The sequence below is a fragment of the Phenylobacterium sp. genome (assembly GCF_036264965.1).
Taxonomy (GTDB): domain Bacteria; phylum Pseudomonadota; class Alphaproteobacteria; order Caulobacterales; family Caulobacteraceae; genus Phenylobacterium.
The window spans coordinates 1-21,395 of the sequence record NZ_DATAPY010000075.1; the positions used below are offsets into that span (position 1 = coordinate 1).

Below are 21,395 nucleotides of genomic sequence, written 5' to 3' on the forward strand. Positions count from 1 at the left end.
GCGCCGTATTGTCGGTGCCGATCAGCAGATAGCCGATGATGGACTCCTGCGCATCGCGCAGGGCTGTCACCGAGACCACCGCCGGGAAGCGGGTGCCGTCCTTGCGGATATAGGTCAGCTCGTAGATGTCCTCGATGCCGCGCGACGCTTTGAACACCAGGGCTTCGAAGCCGGGCTCGATGGGGGTGCCGAGCTCGACGCTGAGCGCCCGCGCCCGCGCGATAAGCTCCTTGGGATCGGAGATGTCGGCGGGCGTCACCGTGTTCATCACCTCCGCGGCGGTGAAGCCCAGCATCCGCTCCGCGCCGACGTTGAAGATCTGGATCACGCCCTTGGCGTCGGTGGCGATGCTGGAAAAGTTGGCGCTGTTGAAGATCGCGCTCTGCAGGGCGCTGGCCTTGACGATCGACTCCTCGGTCCGGCGATGGGCGGCGGCCGGCTTGGTCTTTGAAATCCCGATGGGGTTTCCTAATTCGAATCTACGCAGGAGGCGTCGTCGGCGCTGCGACGCATTTCCGCGGCTAGTGTAACAGCTCTCCCACACGAAATCCGAGTTCTGCCGGGGAGTAGGGTTTCTGGATGAACAGGGCCCCCTCGACGAAGCGTCGGGTCATGTCGTCGTTCAGCGGCGTGCCGGAGGTGTAGAGCACCCGCAGGTTCGGTCGCATTCGGATGGCCTGGTCGGCGATGTCGAAGCCCCCGAACGCCAAGGCGTGAAGCCGGATGTCGACAAACATCGCGTCGATGGGCCCCGCCGACGACAGATGCGCCAGGGCGCCGGCCAAGTCGCCGGCCATCAAGGGCGTGTGCCCAAGATCCTCGATCGCCCATTCAGCGCTTTGGCGGATGAACACTTCGTCCTCAACGACCAGGATGGTCGCCATCACGATACCGTACGGCGTGCATGCAATAAGATGGCAAAGGCCTCCCGACGCACACCCCTGGTTTTCCGCGCCGACGACGCAACGCCCCAATCCGCATTTGGTTCCGAGGGCTGGTTCTTCGGCGTGGTCAGGCCGCGATCAGGCCCTCGCATCCGGCGTCCGCCAACACTGCGGCGACGCTGGCCCGTTCGCTGGGGCTGAGGGCGGCGAACTCCTCACGCAGCCACATCAGGCACTTGGCCTGATAGGGGAATGGCTGCTGCACCCAGGGCTGGCCGTCGATCTCGGTTTCGACCTGCGCGGCGCCGGCCTGCACCGCCTTGGCGTTGGCGATCAGCAGGGGCGCATGGACGCGGCCCACCTCGGCCAGGATCGCTGTCAGCGTCGCGGGAAGCGCGGCGGGCGAAAACCAGTCGGACTCCGCGGGCTCAAGGCCCGACAGGTCCTCCGCGCCGCTCACCCAGGCGAACACCCGCGGCGCGCGCTCGGCGGTGATCGCCATGGGCGTCGGGTCGAACAGGGCGAGCTGGGTGAGCTGGCCCAGGACCCCGAAATCGCCGCCGCCCGGCCGCGCGCCCAGCAGGAAGGCGTTCGTCTTCAGGTGGGCCTCGAAGGCGTCGAGGAAGCGCATGTAGCTGGCCTCGATCACCGGGCCGGTGATCTCGTTGGAGCCGACATAGCGCAGGCGCGGGATCTGGCGCGCCGCGAAGACGCTTCCGGCCTCGGCCAGGGCGGCGTCGGACAGCGGCCCCCGCGCCCAGTTCGGCAGGACGTCGGACGCCCGTTTGATGTCGGCTGCATAGGCCCAGCGATAGTGGAACATGGCCTTGGTCAGCCACTCGTCGCCGTAGTCTTCCAGCAGGGAGTCGAGGAAGGCCAGCGCCGGGTCGGCGGGCCGCACGCGGCGCGCCGGGTATTCCGCATCCAGCCGCCGCAGGATGGGCGAGGAATCGGTCACCGCCTGCAGTTCGCCGTTGGCGTCCGGGAAGAAGAACGTCGGCAACAGGCTGACCTTCGGGGCCGGCAGGCCCTTGGCGTCGTGCGAACCCATGATCAGCCGGTAGGGCAGGCGCCGGTAGCGCAGCAGCGCCAGCATCTTGCGGGTGTACGGTGAGCCGGGCACACCTTTCAGCGTGATCAGGGACGGTTCGGTCATGGCCTGCTACCTCGGATTCTGCCGTCGCCGCCGCGTTGACAGGCGGGCGCGCTTCAGGATTAAGTGAACTGAAATTCCGGTTCCGTTCAAGCGGAACTTCGGCGGCCGTCAGAGCCGCGGGTCAAATCGGGAGGAGAACATCATGGGTGCGCGGATGGGCGAACGCGAGGGCCGCTGGGCGCTCATGGCCACGACGCTGTTCATCGCCGGCTGCTCGGCCCAGGCCGATCCGGTGGTGAAGCTCAAGGCGCACCCGCCAGCCGCTCAGGCCGCCGCACCCGCGGGCCGCCGCGCCTACTTCGGCGAACTGCACCTGCACACCGCCTATTCCTTCGACGCCTGGAGCCTGATGGGCACCAAGACGACGCCGGACCAGGCTCTGAAGTTCGCCCGCGGCGAGACCATTCCGTTCGGGTCGACCCACGCCCACCGCGCCTGGCCGCTCGACTTCGCGGCGGTCACCGACCACTCGGAGAACATGGGGGTGATGAACCAGCTGGATCATCCGCCGAACACCTTCTCGCTCAGCGACATCGGCAAGCGGATCGCCAAGGATCCGGCCTCGGCTTTCTACATCCTCAAGAACGCGGTCGATAAGCGCACGCCGATCCCGGAGCTCAACGCCAAGCCGGCCATGAAGAATGCCTGGGATGTCGAAAAGCAGGCGGCCAACGGCAATTACCAGCCGGGCAAGTTCACGACCTTCATCGCCTACGAATGGTCGTCGATGAACCAGGGCCGCTACAACCTGCACCGCAACGTGATCTTCAAGGGCGACGACGCGCCGCTGCCCTTCACCTCGGCGGACTCGCCGAAGCCGGAGGACCTCTGGACCTACTTGGAGAAGAACCGCGCCTCAGGCGTCGAGGCCCTGGCCATTCCGCACAACGGCAACGTTTCCGGCGGGCTGATGTACGACTGGAACGACAGCGCCGGGCGGCCGATCGACGAGGCCTATGCCCAGCGCCGCGCGCTCAATGAGCCCCTCACTGAGATCGCCCAGAACAAGGGCCAGTCGGAGACCAATCCCGAGCTGTCGTCCTCCGACGAGTTCGCCAATTTCGAGATCTTCGACCACCTGCTCACCCATCCCGAAGAGAAAAGCAAGTCGCACGGCAGCTACATCCGCGAGGCCTTCGGCCGCGGCCTGGTGATCCTGCAGAAGGTCGGCGTGAACCCCTACAAGATGGGCGTGGTCGGGGCCTCGGACATCCATAACGGGCTGAGCGCCAGCGACGAGAACGCCATGGCCGGCGGGCCGTTCGGCATCGATCCGAACACCATGTTGCCCGACGTCGAGGCGGCCAAACACCGGCTGAATCTCGTGCCAACCCCGGCGCTGATCGACGAACAGGCCGAGGCCAGCGGCGGCGAGCACCAGAATGAGGACCAGACGATCTTTTCGTCGGCCGGCCTGACCGGCGTCTGGGCGGAGCAGAACACCCGCGAGGCGATCTTCGCGGCGCTGAAGCGCAAGGAGACCTTCGCCACCTCGGGGCCGCGCATCCGCGTGCGGGCGTTCGGCGGCTGGTCATTCACGCCGGCGATGCTGGCCAAGCCCGACTGGGTTGCCAAGGCCTACGCCGGCGGCACGCCGATGGGCGGCGACCTGTCGGCCCGGCCCGCGGGCGCCAAGGCCCCCAGCTTCATCGTCCAGGCGATGAAGGCGCCCGAGAGCGGCAACCTCGACCGGGTGCAGATGGTCAAGGTCTGGCTGGACGGCGATGGTTACAAGGAAAAGGTCTTCGACGTGGCGCTGTCCGGCGGCCGCAAGGTCGATCCGAAGACTGGCAAGGCGCCGAGGGTGGGCGACACGGTCGATCTGAAGACCGGCAAATATACGAACACCATCGGCGCGCCGGTGCTGCAGACCGTCTGGCGCGATCCGGAGTTCGATGCGGCCCGTCCGGCCGTCTACTACGTGCGCGTGCTGGAGATCCCGACGCCGCGCTGGACCACGCTGCTGGCGATCAAGCGGCATCTGCCGTTCCCGCCCAACCGCGATAAGACCATCCAGGAACGCGCCTGGGGCTCGCCGATCTGGTTCACGCCGCCGGGCGCGAAGGTGGCGCAGCTCGCAGGTCCCCAGCGCCGCTAGCGCCCGCGACACGCTCCAAAACATGAGTCTCGGTTCCGGTTGACAGCTCTTGCAGCCGGGCGGATGCTGAAGCGGAATTCACGTTCGCGTCTAGACGAACGGAACGCCTTCATAGGGGGACCTCATGACCACTTCCGCGCTCACCCGAAGCCTGTTGCTTGGCGCCTCGCTTGTCGTCATGGCCGCGCCGGGCCTCGCCCACGCCCAGGCGGCGACGCCGACCAATGCGGCCGCCACCGCCAGCGCCAATGAGGTCGAGACCCTGATCGTCACGGCGGCCAAGCGCTCGCAGGACCTGCAGGACGTGCCGATGTCGGTGTCGGCCTTCAGCGGCGCCAACCTCGAGCGCCAGGGCATCGTCTCCTTCGACGGCGTCGCGCGGCAGATGCCGAGCGTGCAGCTGTCGTCAGCCAACAACAACCGCAACACCACCATCCTGATCCGCGGCATCGGCTCGTCGGGCACCAACCCGGGCATCGAGCCCAGCGTCGGCATCTTCCTGGACGGCGTCTTCATGCCGGCGGCCGGCCCGATCCAGTCGAACATCCAGGACATCGCCTCGATCGAGGTCCTGCGCGGTCCGCAGGGCACGCTCTACGGCCGCAACACGCCGGTGGGCGCGATCAACATCGTGACCCGCGACCCGACCGCGACGCCCGAGGCGGGGCTCACCGCCGGCGTCGGCAACTTCAGCGAATATCACCTGTCGGGCTACGTCGGCGGTGCGATCGCCGAGAACCTGAACGGCCGCCTCAGCGCCTGGGTGAACTCCCACGACGGCTATGAGAAGAACCTGTTTGACGGCTCGCGCACCAATGATGGCGAGCAGGAGGGCGTGCGCGGCCGGATCAAGTGGACCCCGACCGACGACGTCACTGCCAATTTCATCGGCTACTACACCCGCCTGCAGTCGCATTGCTGCACCGGCGAGCCGATCAATCCGACGGGCCCGCTGGGCATCGCCACGCCGGGCTTCCTGGCCGCGATGGTCGCTGCGGGCCATCCTTTCACCAAGTTCTCGACCCTGGACTTCACCGTCGATGACGAGACGGTCGGCAACGACGTCACCCAGATCTACGGCGTCTCCGGCCAGGTCGATTTCAAGGTGCTGGGCGGCCATACGCTGACCTCGATCACCGCGTTCAACGAGTTCTACGACAACATCAAGGTGCTGTCGGCCGACGGGTTGCCGATCGACGTCGGCACCGGTCCGCAGCCGCTGAAGACGCTGAGCTACAGCGAGGAACTGCGGATCGCCTCGCCCACCGGCCAACGCCTGGAATACCTGGGCGGCATCTACCTGTTCCGCGAGACTGTGGACTACCAGAACGGCTTTACCGCCCACGTCGGCGCCAACCGCGTCTTCCCCGGCGCGACCGGCAAGATCACGCCCGGCGACAACACCTTCTATTTCTATAACCAGACCACCAAGAGCGCCGCGGCGTTCGGTCAGGCGACCTTCCATGTCACCGATGCGTGGCGGGTGACCGGCGGCCTGCGCTACTCGAACGACAAGAAGGACGCGGTGACGGCCAGCGCCGACAACCCCGGCGCGTCCGCCGCCTTCAAGGCGTCGTTCCTGATCAACCCCGTGCAGCCGCTCAGCCGCGAAGACCACAAGCTGACCTGGTCGGGGGGCAGCCAGTACGACGTCACCCACGGCGTGATGGCCTATGTGGTTGCGGCCACCGGCTTCAAGGACGGCGGCTTCAACGCCCGCCAGACCGCGGCCGGCACGCCGCTGGCGTTCAATCCCGAGAACTCGACCACCTATGAGGCCGGGATCAAGTCGACCTTCTTCGACCGCAAGGTGCTGCTGAACGCCGACGTCTATCGGATGAAGCTGAACGGCTTCCAGGAATCGACGCTGAACCCGTTGACCGGGATCGGCTTCATTGTCGGCAACGCCGGCGACCGTCGCGTCGATGGCCTGGAGGTCGATCTGCAATGGGCGCCGATCGAGCACCTGACCATCGCCGCCAGCGGGCAGGTCAACGACGCCAAGTTCACCAACTATCCCTCGGCCCAATGCTATACGGGCCGCACGCCGGATGGCGTGAAGCCGGGCACCTGCAACTACACCGGCCTGCGGCCGGCTTATAACCCCGCTTCCTCGGGCAGCCTTTCAGCGAATTGGGACGCGCCGCTGGGCTCGACCGGACTGGACGGTTTCGTCAACGGCAGCGTGACCTATCAGGCCAAACAGCTGGAGGACGGCACCCTCGATCCGCGCTCGCTGCAGGGGGCCTATTCGCTGCTCAACCTGCGGATCGGCGTCGGATCGGAATCCGGCAACTGGAAGGTCTCGCTGTTCGGCCGCAACCTGGCCAACAAGGCCTACTACGTGGCCTCGGCCGCCGAGCCTCTTGGCGGGTTGGTCAGCGGCGGCGGGACCCTGGGCGCGCAGGGCTTCTTCGGCTGGTACGGAACGCCCCGCACCTACGGCGTCGAGCTGACCGTCAAGCATTGACCCCTCGCTGCGCGTCCGGCCGCATCCGGCCGGACGCATCGCCCCGCGACGCAAGGACGGCAGGACCCGGCGCAGAAGATGGCGAAACCGCCCCCAAAATCGCCCGCGGTCTGGTCGGGACTTGACGCGGATTCCGAAGCCGCGCGTGCTAAGGCTGACCTTGAGGCAGGCGGGGACTCGTTGATGGATTTGGGGGAGCCGCGCACGGAAGCCAGCGATCCAGCGTGGGCCAAACCCGCCTATCAGCAGCGTAGCCGCCAGCAGCGCGACCGCCTGCTGAAGGCCGGCGAGCGGGTCTTCGCGGAGAAGGGTTTCTGGCAGGCCCACGTGGCCGACATCGCCAAGCGGGCCGGCTGCTCGGTGGGCAGCTTCTATCGGCGCTTCCAGGACAAGGAGGCGTTCTTCCTCTCCCTGCAGACCGACATGGCCGCGCACGGCGAGGTGAATATCGCCCGCTTCTTCGACGACCCTGCCTGCCGGACCGACCCGCTGCAGCAGGTGTTCGTTCGTCTGGTGCGCAACACCGCGCGGACCATGAAGGGCATCGAGGGCTACTACCGCGCCCTCTTCGAACTCAGCCTGAGGGGCCACGACGTCTGGCCGCCGATGCGCCGGATCGAGATCCTGGAGGCCAACCGCATCGTCGATCTTCTGCGCCAGCGCGGCGCGGCGCCTGACGATCCGGCGCTCGCCAACCGCGCCCATCTGGCGATGCGCATGCTGCACGGCCAGATCATCAGCGCCATGCTCCATGGGCCCGGGCCGTTCGCCGTCGAGGACCCGCGCCTGCACGACGAGCTGGCGTTGATGCTGTTCCGCTATCTGGGCCTGGAGTCGCCGAAACCCAAGCCCTGACTGCACGGGGTTGTTTCGCGATACGGAATGCGCGGACGCCTGTCTGTCATCGGCGCGGAGAAGGTCATAGGATTCAGGGTGACGAGGGCGAACATGCCCCACGATGGGGCGGGAACCTTGGTCGATCTGCAGCACGACACGTGGGCGCGCGGTCCGGTGCGTCCGTCGAACATCTGAGGCGGCTGGGTCATCAAGATCGATATCAACAGACCTTCCGCGGCCCCTGAGGTTGGCGCCCACACCCACGACGCGCGCCCTTGGCTGCTGCGCGTGCTGAAGGAGCCGCTGTTCCATTTCGTCGTGCTGGGCTTCCTGCTGTTCCTGGCGGGGCGCAGCTACCAGACGCGCACCGACATCTATCGCATCGAGGTGACGCCCGCCCATGTGGCGCAGCTCTCGCGCAGCTACGCGCTGCAGTTCGGGACGCCGCCGGATCCGGCGACGCTCGAACAGCTGATCGAGACCGACCTGCACGACGAGATGCTGTTCCGCCAGGGCCGGGCCCTGAAGCTCGATCAGGATGACGAGATCGTGCGACGCCGGGTGGTGCAGAAGGAGCAGTTCTTGATGCAGAACCTGCACGCGCCGGCCGAGCCGACGGACGCGCAACTGCAGGCCTACTATGCCGCCCACGCCGACCACTACGCCGCGCCTTCTCGCGCCGCGTTCAGCCATATCTTCTTCGCGGTCGGGCCGGACGGCGACGCCGCCGCTCAGGCGCGCGCCAAGGCGGTCCTGGCGAAGATCCCGGCGGGCGTGACCCGCGCGCCGGAGCGCGGCGACGCCTTCCCCGACCTCTACGACTTCTCGGCCTTCGAGCCCGAGCAGGTGGAGCGCCTGTTCGGCCACACCGACTTCTCAGGCGCCGTCTTCACCGCGCCGGCCGGACGCTGGAGCGGCCCGTATCGTTCGGCCTACGGCTGGCACCTGCTCTATGTCGCCAACCGTGATGCGCCGACCCGGCCGCCGCTGGCCGATGTCCGCGACCGGGTGCGCAGCGACGATCTGCAGGACGCGCAGGACGGGGCGAACACCGCCGCCTTCGACCAGATCGCCAAACGGTTCACCATCGTGCGCGCCGACCGCAAGGCCGCGCCATGAAGCGGTTGTGGCTCGCGCTCGCGCTGCTGTTCGGCCTGATGGACGCCCGCTCGGCTGTCGCCCACGAGGTGCGTCCGGCCTACCTGGAGATCGATCAGACGGGCCCCTCGACCTACACGGCGATCTGGAAGCAGCCGGTGATGGGCGATGTGGCGATCCACCTGGTCCCGCACCTCTCCAACGGCTGGCTGGACCAGCCGCCGGCCGACCAGTACGCCACCGGCGGCTTCCTGATCCGGCAGTGGACCTTCCAGGCCCCGGGGCCCTTGCCGCTGCAGGGGCGCACCGTTTCCATCGACGGTCTGCAGGACACCATCACCGACGTCTTTGTCCGGATCCGGCTGAAGAACGGCGAAGGCGTCGACACCATCGTGCGGCCCGAGGCGCCGCAGTTCCGCATCGACCTCAAGGCCGGAGCGCCGACGGCGGTCTCGGCCTTCCTGCTGCTCGGAATCGAGCACATCCTGACGGGGCCAGACCACCTGCTGTTCGTGCTGGGCCTGCTCCTGATCGTGCGCGACCGCTGGACGCTGGTGAAGACGGTGAGCGCCTTCACCGTGGCGCACAGCATCACGCTTGCCGCGGCGACGCTGGGCCATATCCAGCTCTCGACGCCGGTGCTGAACGCGCTGATCGCGCTTTCCATCCTGTTCGTGGCGCCGGAGGCGATCCGTGCGGCGCGCGGCGGGACCAGCCTGACCATCCGCTATCCCTGGATCGTGGCCTTCGCCTTCGGCCTGTTGCACGGCATGGGCTTCGCCAACGGCCTCTCGACGCTGGGCCTGGACAAGGGCGCTCTGCTGGGCGCGCTGGCGCTGTTCAACGTCGGCGTCGAGATCGGCCAGCTGGCGTTCCTGGGCGTGGTGCTGGCGTTGATCCGGTCGTTCCGGCTGATGCAGCTTTCCTGGCCCCGTCCGGTCGCGGCCCTGCCGGCTTACGCCATCGGCGCGCTCGGCGCGATGTGGACCTTCCAGCACAGCGCTATCGTCCTGGGAGCCAACTGATGGGCGCCCGCCGCCTTGTCCTCGCGGCCCTAGCCATCGCCGCCGCCGCGCCGGGCGTCGCTCAGGCGCACCTGGTCGCCACGGGCATGGGCCCGATCTACGATGGGATCACCCATTTCGGCCTGAGCCCGGAAGACTATCTTCCCGCCGTCGCGCTCGCCTTCCTCGCGGGCCTGCGGGGGCCGGCGACCGTGCGGCTTCTGCTGGCCGTGCTGCCGCTCGCCTGGCTGGCCGGGGGGCTCTTGGCGCTCGCAGGCCTCGCGGCGCCGCCAGCCGTCATCTCGGCGGCTACAGCGGTGATGTTCTTAGGCATAGGCGGCGGCCTGGCGGCCAATCTCGATCTGCCGCGCTGGGGCAGCGTAGTCGCAGCGGGGGCGCTGGGCGCCCTGCGCGGCGCGGCGGATCTTTCCGGCGTCGCGCCGAGCCTGCCGCATGTCGCCAGTCTGGCCGGCATGGCCGCCAGCGTCTTCGTCGTCTTCGCCATCGCCACCTCGCTGACCCTGCCCTTGACCCGCGCCTGGATGGTGATCGCGGTCAGGGTGAGCGGCAGCTGGCTGGCCGCATCCGGCCTGCTGCTGGCTGGCTGGGTCTGGCGCTACGGCGCGCGTGTCACCGGTTCATAAGCAAGAAAACCAGTAGGGAGCCTCCGATGAAATATCGCGGACTTTGGATCACCACGGCGCTGGTCGCCCTGGCCGCGACGGCGGCCTTCACCCGCAGCGCGCTCACCCAGACGGAGGTCGGGGCCGGCAAGGCGGCCGCGGCGACCCTGAAGGTCGATCCGGCCGGCCGCCGCGCCTTCTTCGGCGAGCTGCATCTGCACACGGTGATGTCCTTCGACGCCTGGACCTTCGGCACCAAGGTCACGCCCGACCAGGCCTACAAGTTCGCCCGTGGCGAGACGATCATGGTGCCGGCCAGCCAGGTGGCCATCGAACAGGGCATCAAGGCGACCGCCGCCGTCCCGGCGCGCCGCGCCTGGCCGCTGGACTTCACCGCGGTCACCGACCACTCCGAATACCTGGGCGCCATGACCCAGCTCGACGATCCCAACAGCGCCTTCTCGCAATCGGACATCGGCAAGGAACTCGGCAAGGGCGGCCAACAGGCCTTCTTCAAGGCCGGCCAGATGCTGCACGTCGAGGGCGGCGGCGAGACCCCGCCGATCATGAAGGAGGCCGCCAAGGCCGCGGACGGCTGGACCGTCGAGATGAAGGCCGCCAACGCCAACTACCAGCCCGGCAAGTTCACCACCTTCGTCGCCTACGAATGGACCTCCTCGCCGGGCCAGGGCATCCACATGCACCGCAATGTGATCTTCAACTCCGACCACGCGCCGAACCCCTTCACCGCCGTGGATTCCAACAAGCCGGAAGACCTCTGGAAATATCTGAACTCGGTGCGCAAGCAGGGCATCGACGTGCTGGCCATCCCGCACAACTCGAACCTCAGCGACGGCCGCGACTTCGACTGGAACATGTCCGACGGCCGGCCCATCGACGAGGCCTACGCCCAGAACCGCGCCCTCAACGAACCGCTGGTGGAGATCGCCCAGACCAAGGGCACATCCGACACCACGCCGGAGCTGTCGCCCAACGACGAGTTCGCCAACTTCGAGATCATGGACCGGGTCTATAAGGGCGAGACCTCACCCAACCAGCACGGCTCCTATGTCCGCGAGGCCTTTGGCCGCGGCTTGGTGGTCCTGTCGCAGGTAGGCGCCAACCCCTTCAAGATGGGCATCGTCGGGGCCTCGGACCTCCACAACGGCCTGAGCGTCAGCGACGAGGACAGCTTCGCCGGGCGCATCAGCGGCCTGGACAAGCACACCATGCTGCCGTCCGGCCCCGGCGCGCGCACCGCGCTGGGCATGGCGCGCGCCGAAGGCGAGGTGGGCGTGCGTCCGAACGGGCAGCGGGAGAACGATCCGCTACAGTTTGCCGGCGCCTCGATCACCGGCGTCTGGGCCGAGGAGAACACACGCGCCTCGATCTTCGCGGCCCTGAGGCGCAAGGAGACCTTCGCCACCACCGGCACCCGCATCCGGGTGCGGATGTTCGGCGGCTTCGACCTAGCTCCGTCGCTGATCAGCAAGACCGACTGGGTCAAGGAAGCCTACGCCGAGGGCGTGCCCATGGGCTCCGACCTGCCGGCCGCGGCGGGCGGCAAGGCGCCGCGCTTCGTCCTGCAGGCGATGAAGGATCCGGACGGGGCCAACCTCGACCGCGCCCAGATCATCAAGGTCTGGCTGGACGGCAAGACCTACAAGGAAAAGGTCTTCGATGTGGCGTTGTCGGGCGGCCGCAAGGCGGACCCCAAGACCGGCAAGGCGCCCGCGGTGGGCAACACCGTGGACCTGACGACGGGCAAGACCGCCAACACCATCGGCTCGACCATGCTGGCTGGCGAGTGGCGCGATCCGACCTTCGATCCGAAGGTGCCGGCGGTCTACTACGCCCGCGTGCTGGAGATCCCGACGGCGCGGTGGACGACGCACCTGGCGATCGCCAACCACCTGCCGATCCCGGCCAAGGCGCCGGCCACCATCCAGGAGCGCGCCTGGTCCTCGCCGATCTGGTTCACGCCGCCGAAGAAGGGCTAGGTCAGGGCCGTCCAGAGGAAGAAGGCGCCGCAGGACATGATCGCGGCGCCGGTTCCGCGCAGCGCCACGCGGCCCCACGGCCAGCGATGGACGAGGCCGAGCGCGATACCGCTGGCGTGCAGCAAGCCGGTCGCGAGGACGAAGCCCAGGCTGTAGAGCAGGGCGTTGTCGCCGGGGGGCAATTCGGCGCCGTGGGCGTAGCCGTGGAAGAGGCCGAAGACCCCGACCAGGATCGCCGCGGCCCACAGCGGCGGCTTCAGCTCAGCAAGCACGGCCGCACCCAGGCAGACCCCCGACAGCGCGATCGCGATCTCGCTGCCCGGCAGGTGGACGCCGATCAAGCCCAGGAATCCGCCGAAGGCCATCACCAGCGGAAAGGTCACCGGCAGGAGCCAGATGGCCGGCCGCCCGAGCTGCGCGCCCCACAGGCCCACGGCCACCATGGCGACGATGTGGTCGAGGCCGGAGATCGGGTGCCTGAAGCCGCTGACGAAGCCCACGGCCTCGCCCTGGACGATGTGGGCGCTGGCGGCGCCCGGCACGACGAACGCCAGCAAGGCCAGCGCCGCGAGGGTGGTCAGATCGCTGAATCTGGTCCGGTTCAAGATACGCTCCGACAACGATGGCGCCCTGCGCGACTGTGAACATGGAGGGGCTCGGCGCAAGCCCCGATCACTTGCGAAACGCTGAATGGCTGTCCATCCTGGCGCACCTTTGTTACCTCGGCTGAAGCTGCGGCAAACCACTGGAGACCTTTACAGAATGGCGACGGCGCCCCGGACGACTTCGAGACCCGAGAAGGGCGTCGCCAGGCAGCGGCAGATCCGGCTGGCGGCTTCGCGCCTGTTCGTCCAGCAGGGCTATGACGGGACCTCGATGCAGGACATCGCCGACGCCGTCGGCCTGACCAAGCCGGGCCTCTACCACTTCGTGGAGAGCAAGGAGGAGCTGCTTTCCGCCATCGTCGACGACGGCGTCGAGCGGCTGGAACGCGAGGTGATCGAGCCCGCGCGGGCGATCAAGGATCCGGAGGCCCGGCTGGCGGCCATGATCCGCCTGCACGTCGACAACATCAGTCATGTGGAGACCGACGTCGGCAATCCCGTCACCGCCCTGGTGGAGAACCTGATCGGTCTCAGCGACGAGCGCCGATCGCAGATGGAAGGCCGGCTGCGCCAGGTGTTCGAGGTGATCCGCGGCGCCCTGGACGAGCTCAAGGCCGAGGGCCGGCTTGCCGACGGCCTCGATCCCACTGTGAGCGCCTTTTCGATCATCGGCATGGTCATGTGGACCAACCGCTGGCGCCGGCCCGGCGGGCGGCTGTCCGCCGCCGCGGTGGCGGATAGTATCGTCGCGCTGGCGCTGCACGGGGTCCTGAAGGACTAACTCGGAGAGTCGGGGTCCAGGCCGAGAGGATGCCTGAACCCCGGGGCGCTAGGCGGCCGCAAACGGTCGGCGCGCGCTCACCACTTGTAGATCAGCTGGGCGCCGTAGGTCCGGGGCTCGCTCCAGCGCCGGGCGGTCGAGGCCTCAAAATCGATGTAGGTGGTGTTGAAGAGATTGTTGACGAAGGCGGCGGCCTCGACGCGGCCCTTGCGGACGCCGAAGCGGGTGTTGAACAGCTGATACTGGTGCAGCTTCGGCGTCTGGGCGATCTCCTGCACCCCGCCGAAACGGCCACTGTAGACCAGGTTCACGAAGCCCGTGGAGTCGTAAGGCGCCGGGTGGCTGTAGTTCATGTCCATTGAGGTCAGGTAGTGCGGCAGCTGCGGCGGCATATCGCCGTTGAACACGCCGCTGGTGATCTTTCCCTCCTGCGTCGAGGCGCCGAAGGTTCCCGAGAGGTCCCCGCCCAGCGGGTGGAAGCTGATCGTGGCCTCCGCCTCCAGGCCGCGGATCCAGGCCCGGCCACCGTCGGTGGCGAAGTTAGTCTGGGCGACCGGGCACACCGGATTGGTCGCCTTGCAGCCGTTGTCCGTCTGGATGATCAGGTTGTCGACGTCGGTGTAGTAGGCGGCCGCGGTGACATAGATCTGGCGGATGATGTTGCCCTTGGCGCCGATCTCGTAGGAGGTCGTGTTTTCGTTACCGTAGCTGACGGGAATCGGAATCGGCTGCTGCGGAATGCCAAGGTTCGAGTTGAACCCGCCGGCCCGGAAGCCCGTGCCGACCTTGGCGTAGCCCATCCATTCCGGCGAGAACTTGTAGGCCGCTGTCACGTCGTACGAGGTGTTGCTGGGACTGAAGCTGGCGTTGACCAGCTTGCCGGCGGTGGCGACGCCGGTGCCGAAGTCGAACTGGTTGGCGGTGAAGGTCTTGTCGTCGTTGGTGTAGCGCAGCTCGCCCGTAACGCTGAGCTGGCTGGTGAAGTCGTACTCGAGGCTGCCGTAGGCCGCCCAGGAATTCAGCTTCTGCGCCGAGGGCGAGACCGTGCCGGTCGAGGGATTGGCCTTGGTCGGCGTGCGCGTCGCGGTGATGGTGTCGGTGTCATCGAGGTGCAGATATTCCGCGCCGGCCAGCCACTTCCACTGCGTGCCGATGTCGCCCGAGATGTAGAGTTCCTGGTTGAAGCTCTTGGTATGGCCGTGGTTCTGCTGGGAGCCGTTGATCTCGCCGAGCGCCGCGCCCTTGGCCAGCAGGCCGTCGGCGACAATCTGCGCCGCCAGCCCGGGGTCCAGCAGGTCGTTGTCGAACTGCTGGATGTCCTTGCGGTCCCGGTACAGCGAGATCCAGGTCAGGGTGCCGATGTCGAACTTGTAGTGTGACGTGAACTCGACGTCGTTCACCGTGTCGGTGTCGTAGTCCATGAAGTTGTGCGGACGCGAGAACTTGGGCTGGATGAAGATGCCGTTCGGCTCGGTGGCGTTGGGATAGACGTAGAGCTGAAGGTTCAGCGCCGGATAGCGGTCATTGGTGTGCTCGACCATCAGGTTGGCGTCGAACTTGCCGTTCTCATATTGCAGCTGGCCACGGTAGGCGTGGGTCGACTGGGCGTCGATGTAGGCGTTCAGATCGGGGTTGTAATAGAAGCCCTTCGGCTGGCCCATGACGTCGGCGCTGAGGCGCAGGGACAGGTGGTCGGTCAGCGGGTGGTTGATCACCGCCTCGATTTCGGTGAACTCCTTATTGCCGGCCTTCACCGAGACGTAGCCGGACTCGGTCCCAGTCGGGCGCGCGGTGATGATGTTGATCGCGCCGCCGACCGCGTCGCGGCCGTAGAGCGCGCCCTGGGTGCCGCGCAGCACCTCGATCTGGCTGGCGTCGAACAGGTCGAAGCGGCTGTAGGTGCGGCCGCCCTGGGCGCCGCCTCCGACATAGGCGCCGTCGCGATAGAGGCCGACGCCGGAGTCGGCGCTCGTGCCGCGGCTGGTGCCCGAACCGCGGATCGAAATCTCCGAGGTCAGCGGCGTCGAGGTGTCGCCGAAGGCCACGCTAGGGATCGAGGTGACAAGATCCTTCACGCCCTGCAGGCCGCCGCGCTGGTCGATGTCCAGCGAGCCGATCACGCTGGCGGCGATCGGCACGTCGCGCAGGCGCTCGGTGCGCTTGCGCGCGGTGACCACCAGCTCGCCCACCGAAGTGGCGTCGCCGGCGCCGGCTGCGGCGGTGGTGGATTGTTGGGCCTGGGCGACGGAGCCGCCGGCCGCGGTCAGCGCCGCCACGGAGGCGAATCCCAAAAGGAGCCTTCTCATCACGTTTCCCCTTGCTAGGGCGTGATCGGCGGCGCCGTCACACCTCTCATCAGTCTTTGGATCGGAAATCTACCGACCGGTCGGTCCGTACCCTAGGAGCGATTTTGTCGTCTCACAAGCGACCAAATGGCGCCGTTCGGTACGCTCAGGCGGATTCAACCTCCGGGCGCAGCAGACCCCGCAGCACAATCCGGGTGAGTTGATCGGCGACCTCCTCGATCGACAGCCGTCCGTCCGCCTTGCGCCAGCGCGCGATCCACATCACCGCCCCGATGATGCTGAACGCCGCCGCGGTGGCGTCGACGCCCTCCCGCAGCTTTCCGTCCGTCTCCAGACGGTCCAGCGTACAGCGTAGCAGCTCGAAATAGGCCCGCTTGCGCGCGTCGACCGCCCGGCGGTTCTCCGCGCCAAGGCCCGAGGTCTCGTCGACCACAATGGACAGCGGGCTGCCGATGTCGGTGGTGATCCGGCCCACGTTCATGGCGTGGTTGCGCACGATGAGCGCCAGGCGTTTCAGCGGATCGGGCTCCTGCCGCGCCGGCTCGATCACGTCGATGTCCAGCCGGTCCATGCCGAAGCTGACGATCGTGAACAGCAGGTCCTCCTTGCTGTCGACGAAGTGATAGAGGCCGGGCTTGGTGATCTGCACCGCCTCGGCGATGTCGCTCATCGAGGCGCCGTCGAAGCCCTTCTCGACGAACAGCTTGGAGGCGGCGACGAAGATCTGCCGCTGCCGGTCGACGCCCAGCGCGGTCGCCCCGCGCTTGCCGGGCCGGGGCGAGCGGGCGCGGAGCGTGGGAGCCTTCACCGCCCTCAGGCCGGCCGGCGGATGGCCGCGCACGTCGAGGCCAGCAGGGCCGGCAGCATCTTCGGGCCAGGCGCCTGTCCCTGGCGGATGACGATCAGGTCGAGGGAGGGCACGACCAGCACCGCCTGGACGCCGGCCCCCAGGGCCGCGAAGGTGTCGGGCGGCGAGCCATCGAACCGCAGCTCGGCGGTTCCGCGCACGGCCTCCTCAGCGCCGAATCCGGGCTTGGCGTTCTCCCACCACAGGAAGCCGTAAGCCGGATTGAGCGGCTGCGAGGGCGATGTAGCCTGTTTGAGGTAGCTGGCGCTGACCATCTGCTTGCCGGCCCAGCGCCCGCCGCGCAGCGCCATGAGGCCGAAGCGCGCCAGATCGCGGCCCGAGCAGGCAGCGGTGTAGTAGTTGGTCACCGGCCCGTTCGCGCCCTGGCCGGGGCTGGTCACCCAGTCGGTGTGCTGCATGCCGAGCGGGCCGGTCAGGTTGCGCGTCGCGAAGGCCTCGAAGGGCTCGCCGGCGGCGTGGGCGACCACGTGATAGAGCAGGTGGAACACCGCCGTCTGGTAGGCCCAGCGGGTTCCGGGCGGCGCCATCTGCGGCGCCGCGGCATTGATCGCCAACTGGTCGCCGGTGATCCCGCGCAGCGCCAGGCCTTTGTCGTCCAGGCCGCTGGTCATGGTCAGCAGATGGCGGATGGTGATCGCCGCCTTCGGCGTCCCGCGCCAGGGCGCGATGAAGTCGGCCGCGCTCTGATTGACGGACTTGATCTTGCCCTGGTCAATGCAGACGCCCACCAGCACCGAGACCATGCTCTTGGCCGCCGACGCGATCTGCTGTTTGCGGTCGACAGCGCCGTCCGCGGCATAGCGTTCGGCGACGATCTTGCCGCCGCGCAGCACCAGGATGTCGGAGCTGCGGTCGGCCATGGCCGCATCCAGCGCCGCGCCCAGCTTCTGCGGATCGAAACCGGCGGCGGCGGGGTCGATGGCGTCCCAGCCGGTCAGGGTCGGCCAGTATTCGGTCGCCGCCGCAGCGGCCCCGGCGCCCATCGCCGCGCCGAGCAACAGGGACCCTACCGTCTCGCGTCGGGTGATCATGGCCTCGTTCCCCCAGGTGCTTACCGACCGTTCGGTCAATATCATCAGCTTGCCGCGCATCGCGCAAGCCATGGTCTGGCCGCCGCTTTAATTCCGGATCGGCGACGCCATCTAACGGACCCAGGCCATGTTCGCCTCGGTGATTTCAGGATCCTCCCATGCGCTCACTCCGCACGCTCGCGCTCTCCGGTGCGGCCCTTCTCGCCATTTCCGCCCAGGCCCACGCGGCCGGCTTCTATCTGCAGGAGCAGTCAGTTGTCGGGACGGGGCGCGCCTATTCGGGCGAGGTCGCCGACCAGGGCCCGGCCTCGCTGTGGTGGAATCCGGCGTCCATCGCCTCGTCCCCGCGGGAGGCCTATGTCGGGGTCAGCGGCGTGCTGGTGTCGTCCAAGGTCACCAACGATAATTCGACAATTAGATATCCGGGCGGCGTGACCCTGCCGGTCAGCGGCGTCGGCAAGGCGTCCGATCCCATCCAGAGCGGCGTCGCCCCGTCCTTCGCGATCTCGACCCCGATCGGCGATCGCTTCGCCGTGGGCGTGTCGCTGACGGCGCCCTACAACTTCACCACCAAGTACGACCGCAATTCCTGGGCGCGGTATGACGCGCTGGACACCCGTCTGACCACCACGGACCTGCAGCTCACCGGCGCGATGAAGGCGACCGACTGGCTCGATCTGGGCGTGGGCGTCGACGCCGAGTACACCAACGCCAAGCTGCAGACCGCCAGCCCGAACCTGTCGCCGTTGCTGCCTGATGGCGTGAACCAGCTGAGCGGCGACGGTTGGAACTATGGCTACACCCTGGGCGCCCAGGCGCACGTCGACCGCTGGTCGCTGGGGGCGAGCTATCGCTCGGCCATGGCGCACGACCTGCACGGCCACCTGTTCGTGGGCGGCCTGCTCGGGCCGCTGGCGGGGGCCAACGCCGTCGTCGACGGTTCGGCCAACTTCACGACGCCCTGGATCGCCACCGTGGGCGCCCGCTACCGCCTGACCGACAAGCTGACCCTCGATGGCCAGATCCAGCGCTTCGGCTGGAGCGAGTTCGACGCCATCGACATCCGCACCGCCGCCGGCAGTCAGAGCCTCGCCCAGAACTACAAGGACACCACCACCGGCGCGGTGGGCGTGGACTACGCGCTCAACCCCAAGCTCACCCTGCGGGCCGGCGTCCAGTATGACCCGACGCCGACGCCCGGCGCCGAACGCACCGCCCGTGTGCCGGACAGCAACCGCTGGCTGCTCAGCGCCGGCGCGACCGCCCAGGTGACCCCGGCGATCAAGGTCGACGCGGCGGTCTCCTACATCGACTTCGCCAACAGCTCGATCCACCACGACTCGGTCTTCTATGGCGGCACGCCGGCGGCGGTGGCCACGGCGTTGCGTGGCGGCGTCGAGGGCCAGGGACTGGTGCTGGCGGTGGGCATGCACACCGCCTTCTAAGCCGTCGGGCGTGGCCGCCGCGGCTACTGGGCCGCGGCGCGCACCGGCAGCTTCCAGTCCGGACGGATGAAGTGGCAGGTGTAGCCGTTGGGGATGCGCTCCAGGTAGTCCTGGTGCTCCGGCTCGGCCTCCCAGAACGGCCCCGCGGCGGTGACCTCGGTCACGACCTTACCGGGCCACAGGCCCGAGGCGTCCACGTCGGCGATGGTGTCCAGCGCCACGCGCTTCTGCTCTTCGCTGGTGTAGAAGATCGCCGAGCGATAGCTGGCGCCCAGGTCATTGCCCTGGCGGTTCAGCGTCGTCGGGTCGTGGATCTGGAAGAAGAACTCCAGCAGCCGCCGGAACGAGATGATGGCCGGATCGAAGACGATCTCGATCGCCTCGGCGTGGTTTCCGTGGTTGCGATAGGTGGCGTTGGGGACCTCGCCGCCGGAATAGCCCACCTGGGTGGAAAGCACCCCGGGATAGCGCCGCAACAGGTCCTGCACCCCCCAGAAGCATCCGCCGGCGAGGATCGCGGTTTCGGTTTTCGCGGCCATGAATGGATTCCTTTGCGATAGGTCCCGACCCACATAGGGATTGCCTCCCCATGTTGAACCCATCCGCCTCGACGACGCACGTTTTTAACGCGCGGGTCCATGGCGGCCTCGGAGGGACTCGAACCCCCGACCTTGGCTTTAGGAAAGCCCTGCTCTATCCGGCTGAGCTACGAGGCCACGCGGGGCGACCGATGCCACGCGTTGAGGCAGGCGCCAAGCCTTTCGCGCCGCGGGCGCCCGCCGCGCCAGTGGACGATTGCCCGGCTTGACCGCGCACCCTAGCTTGCCCCCCGGGCGGCGTCGCCTCGTGGGAGAGTCGGGCCGATGAAGATCTTTCGCGAGCTCTGGGTGCAGGTGCTGGTCGCCGTGGCGCTCGGGCTCATCGTGGGCGCGATCTGGCCGGTGTTCGGCGCCTCGCTGAAGCCGCTGGGCGACGCCTTCGTCAAGCTGGTGAAGATGGCCGTGGCGCCGGTGATCTTCTGCACCGTGGCCGCGGGCATCGCCCACATGGGCGACCTGAAGGCGGTCGGCCGGCTGGGCGTGCGCACGCTGGTCTATTTCGAGGTGATGTCCACCTTCGCCCTGGCGGTGGGCCTGGGCGTCGGCGAGCTCCTGCATCCGGGCCAGGGCTTCAACATCAACCCGGCGACGCTGGATCCCAAGGCGGTCGCCGACTACGCCGCCAAGGCCGCCCACGGCCAGGGTGTGGTCGACTATCTGATGCACCTGATCCCGGACACCTTCCTGGGCGCCTTTGCCAACGGCGACCTGCTGCAGGTGCTGGTGATCGCGGTGCTGACCGGCTTCGCCTGCACCAAGATGGGCGAATTCGGGATCAAGACGGCCGGGGTCCTGGACGGCATCGCCCAGGTGTTCTTCGGCATCATCGGGGTGATCGTGCGCCTGGCGCCGATCGGCGCTTTCGGGGCCATGGCCTACACCATCGGCAAGTTCGGGGTCGCCTCACTGCGGAACCTCGGCGCCCTGGTGGGGACCTTCTACCTGACCAGCGCGCTCTTCGTGCTGATCGTGCTGGGCGCGGTCGCGGCGCTGAGCGGTTTCTCGGTGCTGAAGTTCCTGCGCTACATCCGCGAGGAGCTCTTGATCGTGCTGGGCGCCTCGTCGTCGGAGGCGGCCCTGCCGCTGATCATCGCCAAGCTGCAGCGGTTGGGCGCGGGCAAGACCACGGTCGGTCTGGTGGTGCCGACCGGCTACAGCTTCAACCTCGACGGCACCAACATCTACATGACGCTGGCCACCTTGTTCCTGGCCCAGGCGACCAATATCCACCTGACCTGGCAGCAGGAGCTGACCCTGCTGGGCGTGGCCATGCTGACCTCGAAGGGCGCCAGCGGCGTCTCCGGCGCGGGCTTCATAACTCTGGCCGCCACGCTGGCGGTGATCCCCGACCTGCCGATCGCCGCCCTCGGCCTGCTGCTCGGCGTCGACCGCTTCATGAGCCAGTGCCGGGCGCTCACCAACTTCATCGGCAACGGCATCGGGACCCTGGTCATCGCCCGGTGGGAAGGCGACCTCGACCGCGACAAGCTGAGGGCCGAACTGGACCGCGGCCCCGGCGGCGATCCCGAGGCGCTGCTCGAAATGCCTCTGGCCTAGGATGGAAGAGCGCCCGCCCTCTCACGGGATCGG

At 67.9% G+C, this 21,395-nt stretch carries 18 protein-coding genes and 1 tRNA gene; 10 read left to right on the forward strand and 9 right to left on the reverse strand.

Translation table 11 applies throughout. The features are described from left to right. From VHS75_RS10020 to VHS75_RS10030, 3 genes are all read right to left on the reverse strand, one after another. On the reverse strand, positions 1-544 hold a 544-nt coding region (locus VHS75_RS10020), incomplete at its 3' end, for a PAS domain-containing protein (protein WP_329638473.1). Then, on the reverse strand, positions 522-884 hold the full coding sequence (locus tag VHS75_RS10025) for a response regulator (protein WP_329638474.1): 363 nt from the start codon (positions 882-884) through the stop codon (positions 522-524). The genes VHS75_RS10025 and VHS75_RS10020, both read right to left, overlap by 23 nt. Before the next feature lie 127 nt (positions 885-1,011). Further along, on the reverse strand, positions 1,012-2,040 hold the full coding sequence (locus tag VHS75_RS10030; RefSeq protein WP_329638475.1) for a glutathione S-transferase C-terminal domain-containing protein: 1,029 nt from the start codon (positions 2,038-2,040) through the stop codon (positions 1,012-1,014). A 142-nt stretch (positions 2,041-2,182) separates the two neighbouring features. Here VHS75_RS10030 and VHS75_RS10035 point away from each other — a divergent pair, with 142 nt between their 5' ends. The 7 genes from VHS75_RS10035 (at position 2,183) to VHS75_RS10065 (ending at position 12,170) form a co-directional block, all read left to right on the forward strand. Next, on the forward strand, positions 2,183-4,138 hold the full coding sequence (locus VHS75_RS10035; RefSeq protein ID WP_329638476.1) for a DUF3604 domain-containing protein: 1,956 nt from the start codon (positions 2,183-2,185) through the stop codon (positions 4,136-4,138). Between the two features lie 124 nt (positions 4,139-4,262). Further along, a complete protein-coding gene (locus VHS75_RS10040; RefSeq protein WP_329638477.1) occupies positions 4,263-6,608 on the forward strand; it encodes a TonB-dependent receptor in 2,346 nt (781 codons plus the stop codon). Between the two features lie 183 nt (positions 6,609-6,791). Then, positions 6,792-7,463: a TetR/AcrR family transcriptional regulator gene (locus VHS75_RS10045; protein WP_329638478.1), complete on the forward strand. Its 672-nt coding sequence runs from the start codon at positions 6,792-6,794 to the stop codon at positions 7,461-7,463. A gap of 270 nt (positions 7,464-7,733) precedes the next feature. Beyond that, complete coding sequence (locus tag VHS75_RS10050) at positions 7,734-8,564, forward strand: peptidylprolyl isomerase (protein ID WP_329638479.1); 831 nt, start codon at positions 7,734-7,736, stop codon at positions 8,562-8,564. Next, on the forward strand, positions 8,561-9,568 hold the full coding sequence (locus VHS75_RS10055; protein ID WP_329638480.1) for a HupE/UreJ family protein: 1,008 nt from the start codon (positions 8,561-8,563) through the stop codon (positions 9,566-9,568). The genes VHS75_RS10050 and VHS75_RS10055 overlap by 4 nt, the downstream gene beginning before the upstream one ends. After that, positions 9,568-10,191: a hypothetical protein gene (locus VHS75_RS10060; protein WP_329638481.1), complete on the forward strand. Its 624-nt coding sequence runs from the start codon at positions 9,568-9,570 to the stop codon at positions 10,189-10,191. The genes VHS75_RS10055 and VHS75_RS10060 overlap by 1 nt, the downstream gene beginning before the upstream one ends. A gap of 26 nt (positions 10,192-10,217) precedes the next feature. Then, positions 10,218-12,170, forward strand: coding sequence for a DUF3604 domain-containing protein (locus VHS75_RS10065; protein WP_329638482.1), 1,953 nt, complete (start codon positions 10,218-10,220; stop codon positions 12,168-12,170). Here the strand turns inward: VHS75_RS10065 and VHS75_RS10070 are convergent. Continuing rightward, positions 12,167-12,775: a HupE/UreJ family protein gene (locus tag VHS75_RS10070; RefSeq protein ID WP_329638483.1), complete on the reverse strand. Its 609-nt coding sequence runs from the start codon at positions 12,773-12,775 to the stop codon at positions 12,167-12,169. The two genes, VHS75_RS10065 and VHS75_RS10070, sit on opposite strands and share 4 nt — an antisense overlap. 157 nt (positions 12,776-12,932) lie before the next feature. On the opposite strand from VHS75_RS10070, the gene VHS75_RS10075 reads away from it, so the two are divergent. Next, complete coding sequence (locus VHS75_RS10075; RefSeq protein ID WP_329638484.1) at positions 12,933-13,556, forward strand: TetR/AcrR family transcriptional regulator; 624 nt, start codon at positions 12,933-12,935, stop codon at positions 13,554-13,556. Between the two features lie 77 nt (positions 13,557-13,633). Here VHS75_RS10075 and VHS75_RS10080 read toward each other — a convergent pair whose 3' ends face one another. The 3 genes from VHS75_RS10080 to VHS75_RS10090 form a co-directional block, all read right to left on the reverse strand. Beyond that, positions 13,634-15,862: a TonB-dependent receptor gene (locus tag VHS75_RS10080; protein ID WP_329638485.1), complete on the reverse strand. Its 2,229-nt coding sequence runs from the start codon at positions 15,860-15,862 to the stop codon at positions 13,634-13,636. A gap of 145 nt (positions 15,863-16,007) precedes the next feature. Next, positions 16,008-16,670: a TetR/AcrR family transcriptional regulator gene (locus VHS75_RS10085; RefSeq protein ID WP_329638486.1), complete on the reverse strand. Its 663-nt coding sequence runs from the start codon at positions 16,668-16,670 to the stop codon at positions 16,008-16,010. Positions 16,671-16,675: 5 nt separating this feature from the next. Further along, positions 16,676-17,761, reverse strand: a complete 1,086-nt coding sequence (locus VHS75_RS10090; protein ID WP_329638487.1) for a serine hydrolase — start codon at positions 17,759-17,761, stop codon at positions 16,676-16,678. A 158-nt stretch (positions 17,762-17,919) separates the two neighbouring features. Between VHS75_RS10090 and VHS75_RS10095 the strand changes: the two genes are divergently transcribed. Continuing rightward, positions 17,920-19,206 (forward strand): OmpP1/FadL family transporter, encoded by a 1,287-nt coding sequence (locus VHS75_RS10095; protein WP_329638488.1) that lies wholly within the window; start codon positions 17,920-17,922, stop codon positions 19,204-19,206. Positions 19,207-19,229: 23 nt separating this feature from the next. Here the strand turns inward: VHS75_RS10095 and msrA are convergent, their stop codons facing one another. Both msrA and VHS75_RS10105 read right to left on the reverse strand, forming a co-directional pair. Continuing rightward, on the reverse strand, positions 19,230-19,745 hold the full coding sequence (gene msrA / locus VHS75_RS10100) for a peptide-methionine (S)-S-oxide reductase MsrA (RefSeq protein ID WP_329638489.1): 516 nt from the start codon (positions 19,743-19,745) through the stop codon (positions 19,230-19,232). A gap of 100 nt (positions 19,746-19,845) precedes the next feature. Continuing rightward, a tRNA-Arg gene (locus VHS75_RS10105) sits at positions 19,846-19,922 on the reverse strand. Between the two features lie 147 nt (positions 19,923-20,069). Between VHS75_RS10105 and VHS75_RS10110 the strand changes: the two genes are divergently transcribed. After that, complete coding sequence (locus tag VHS75_RS10110) at positions 20,070-21,362, forward strand: dicarboxylate/amino acid:cation symporter (RefSeq protein ID WP_329638490.1); 1,293 nt, start codon at positions 20,070-20,072, stop codon at positions 21,360-21,362. Positions 21,363-21,395: the final 33 nt, after the last annotated feature.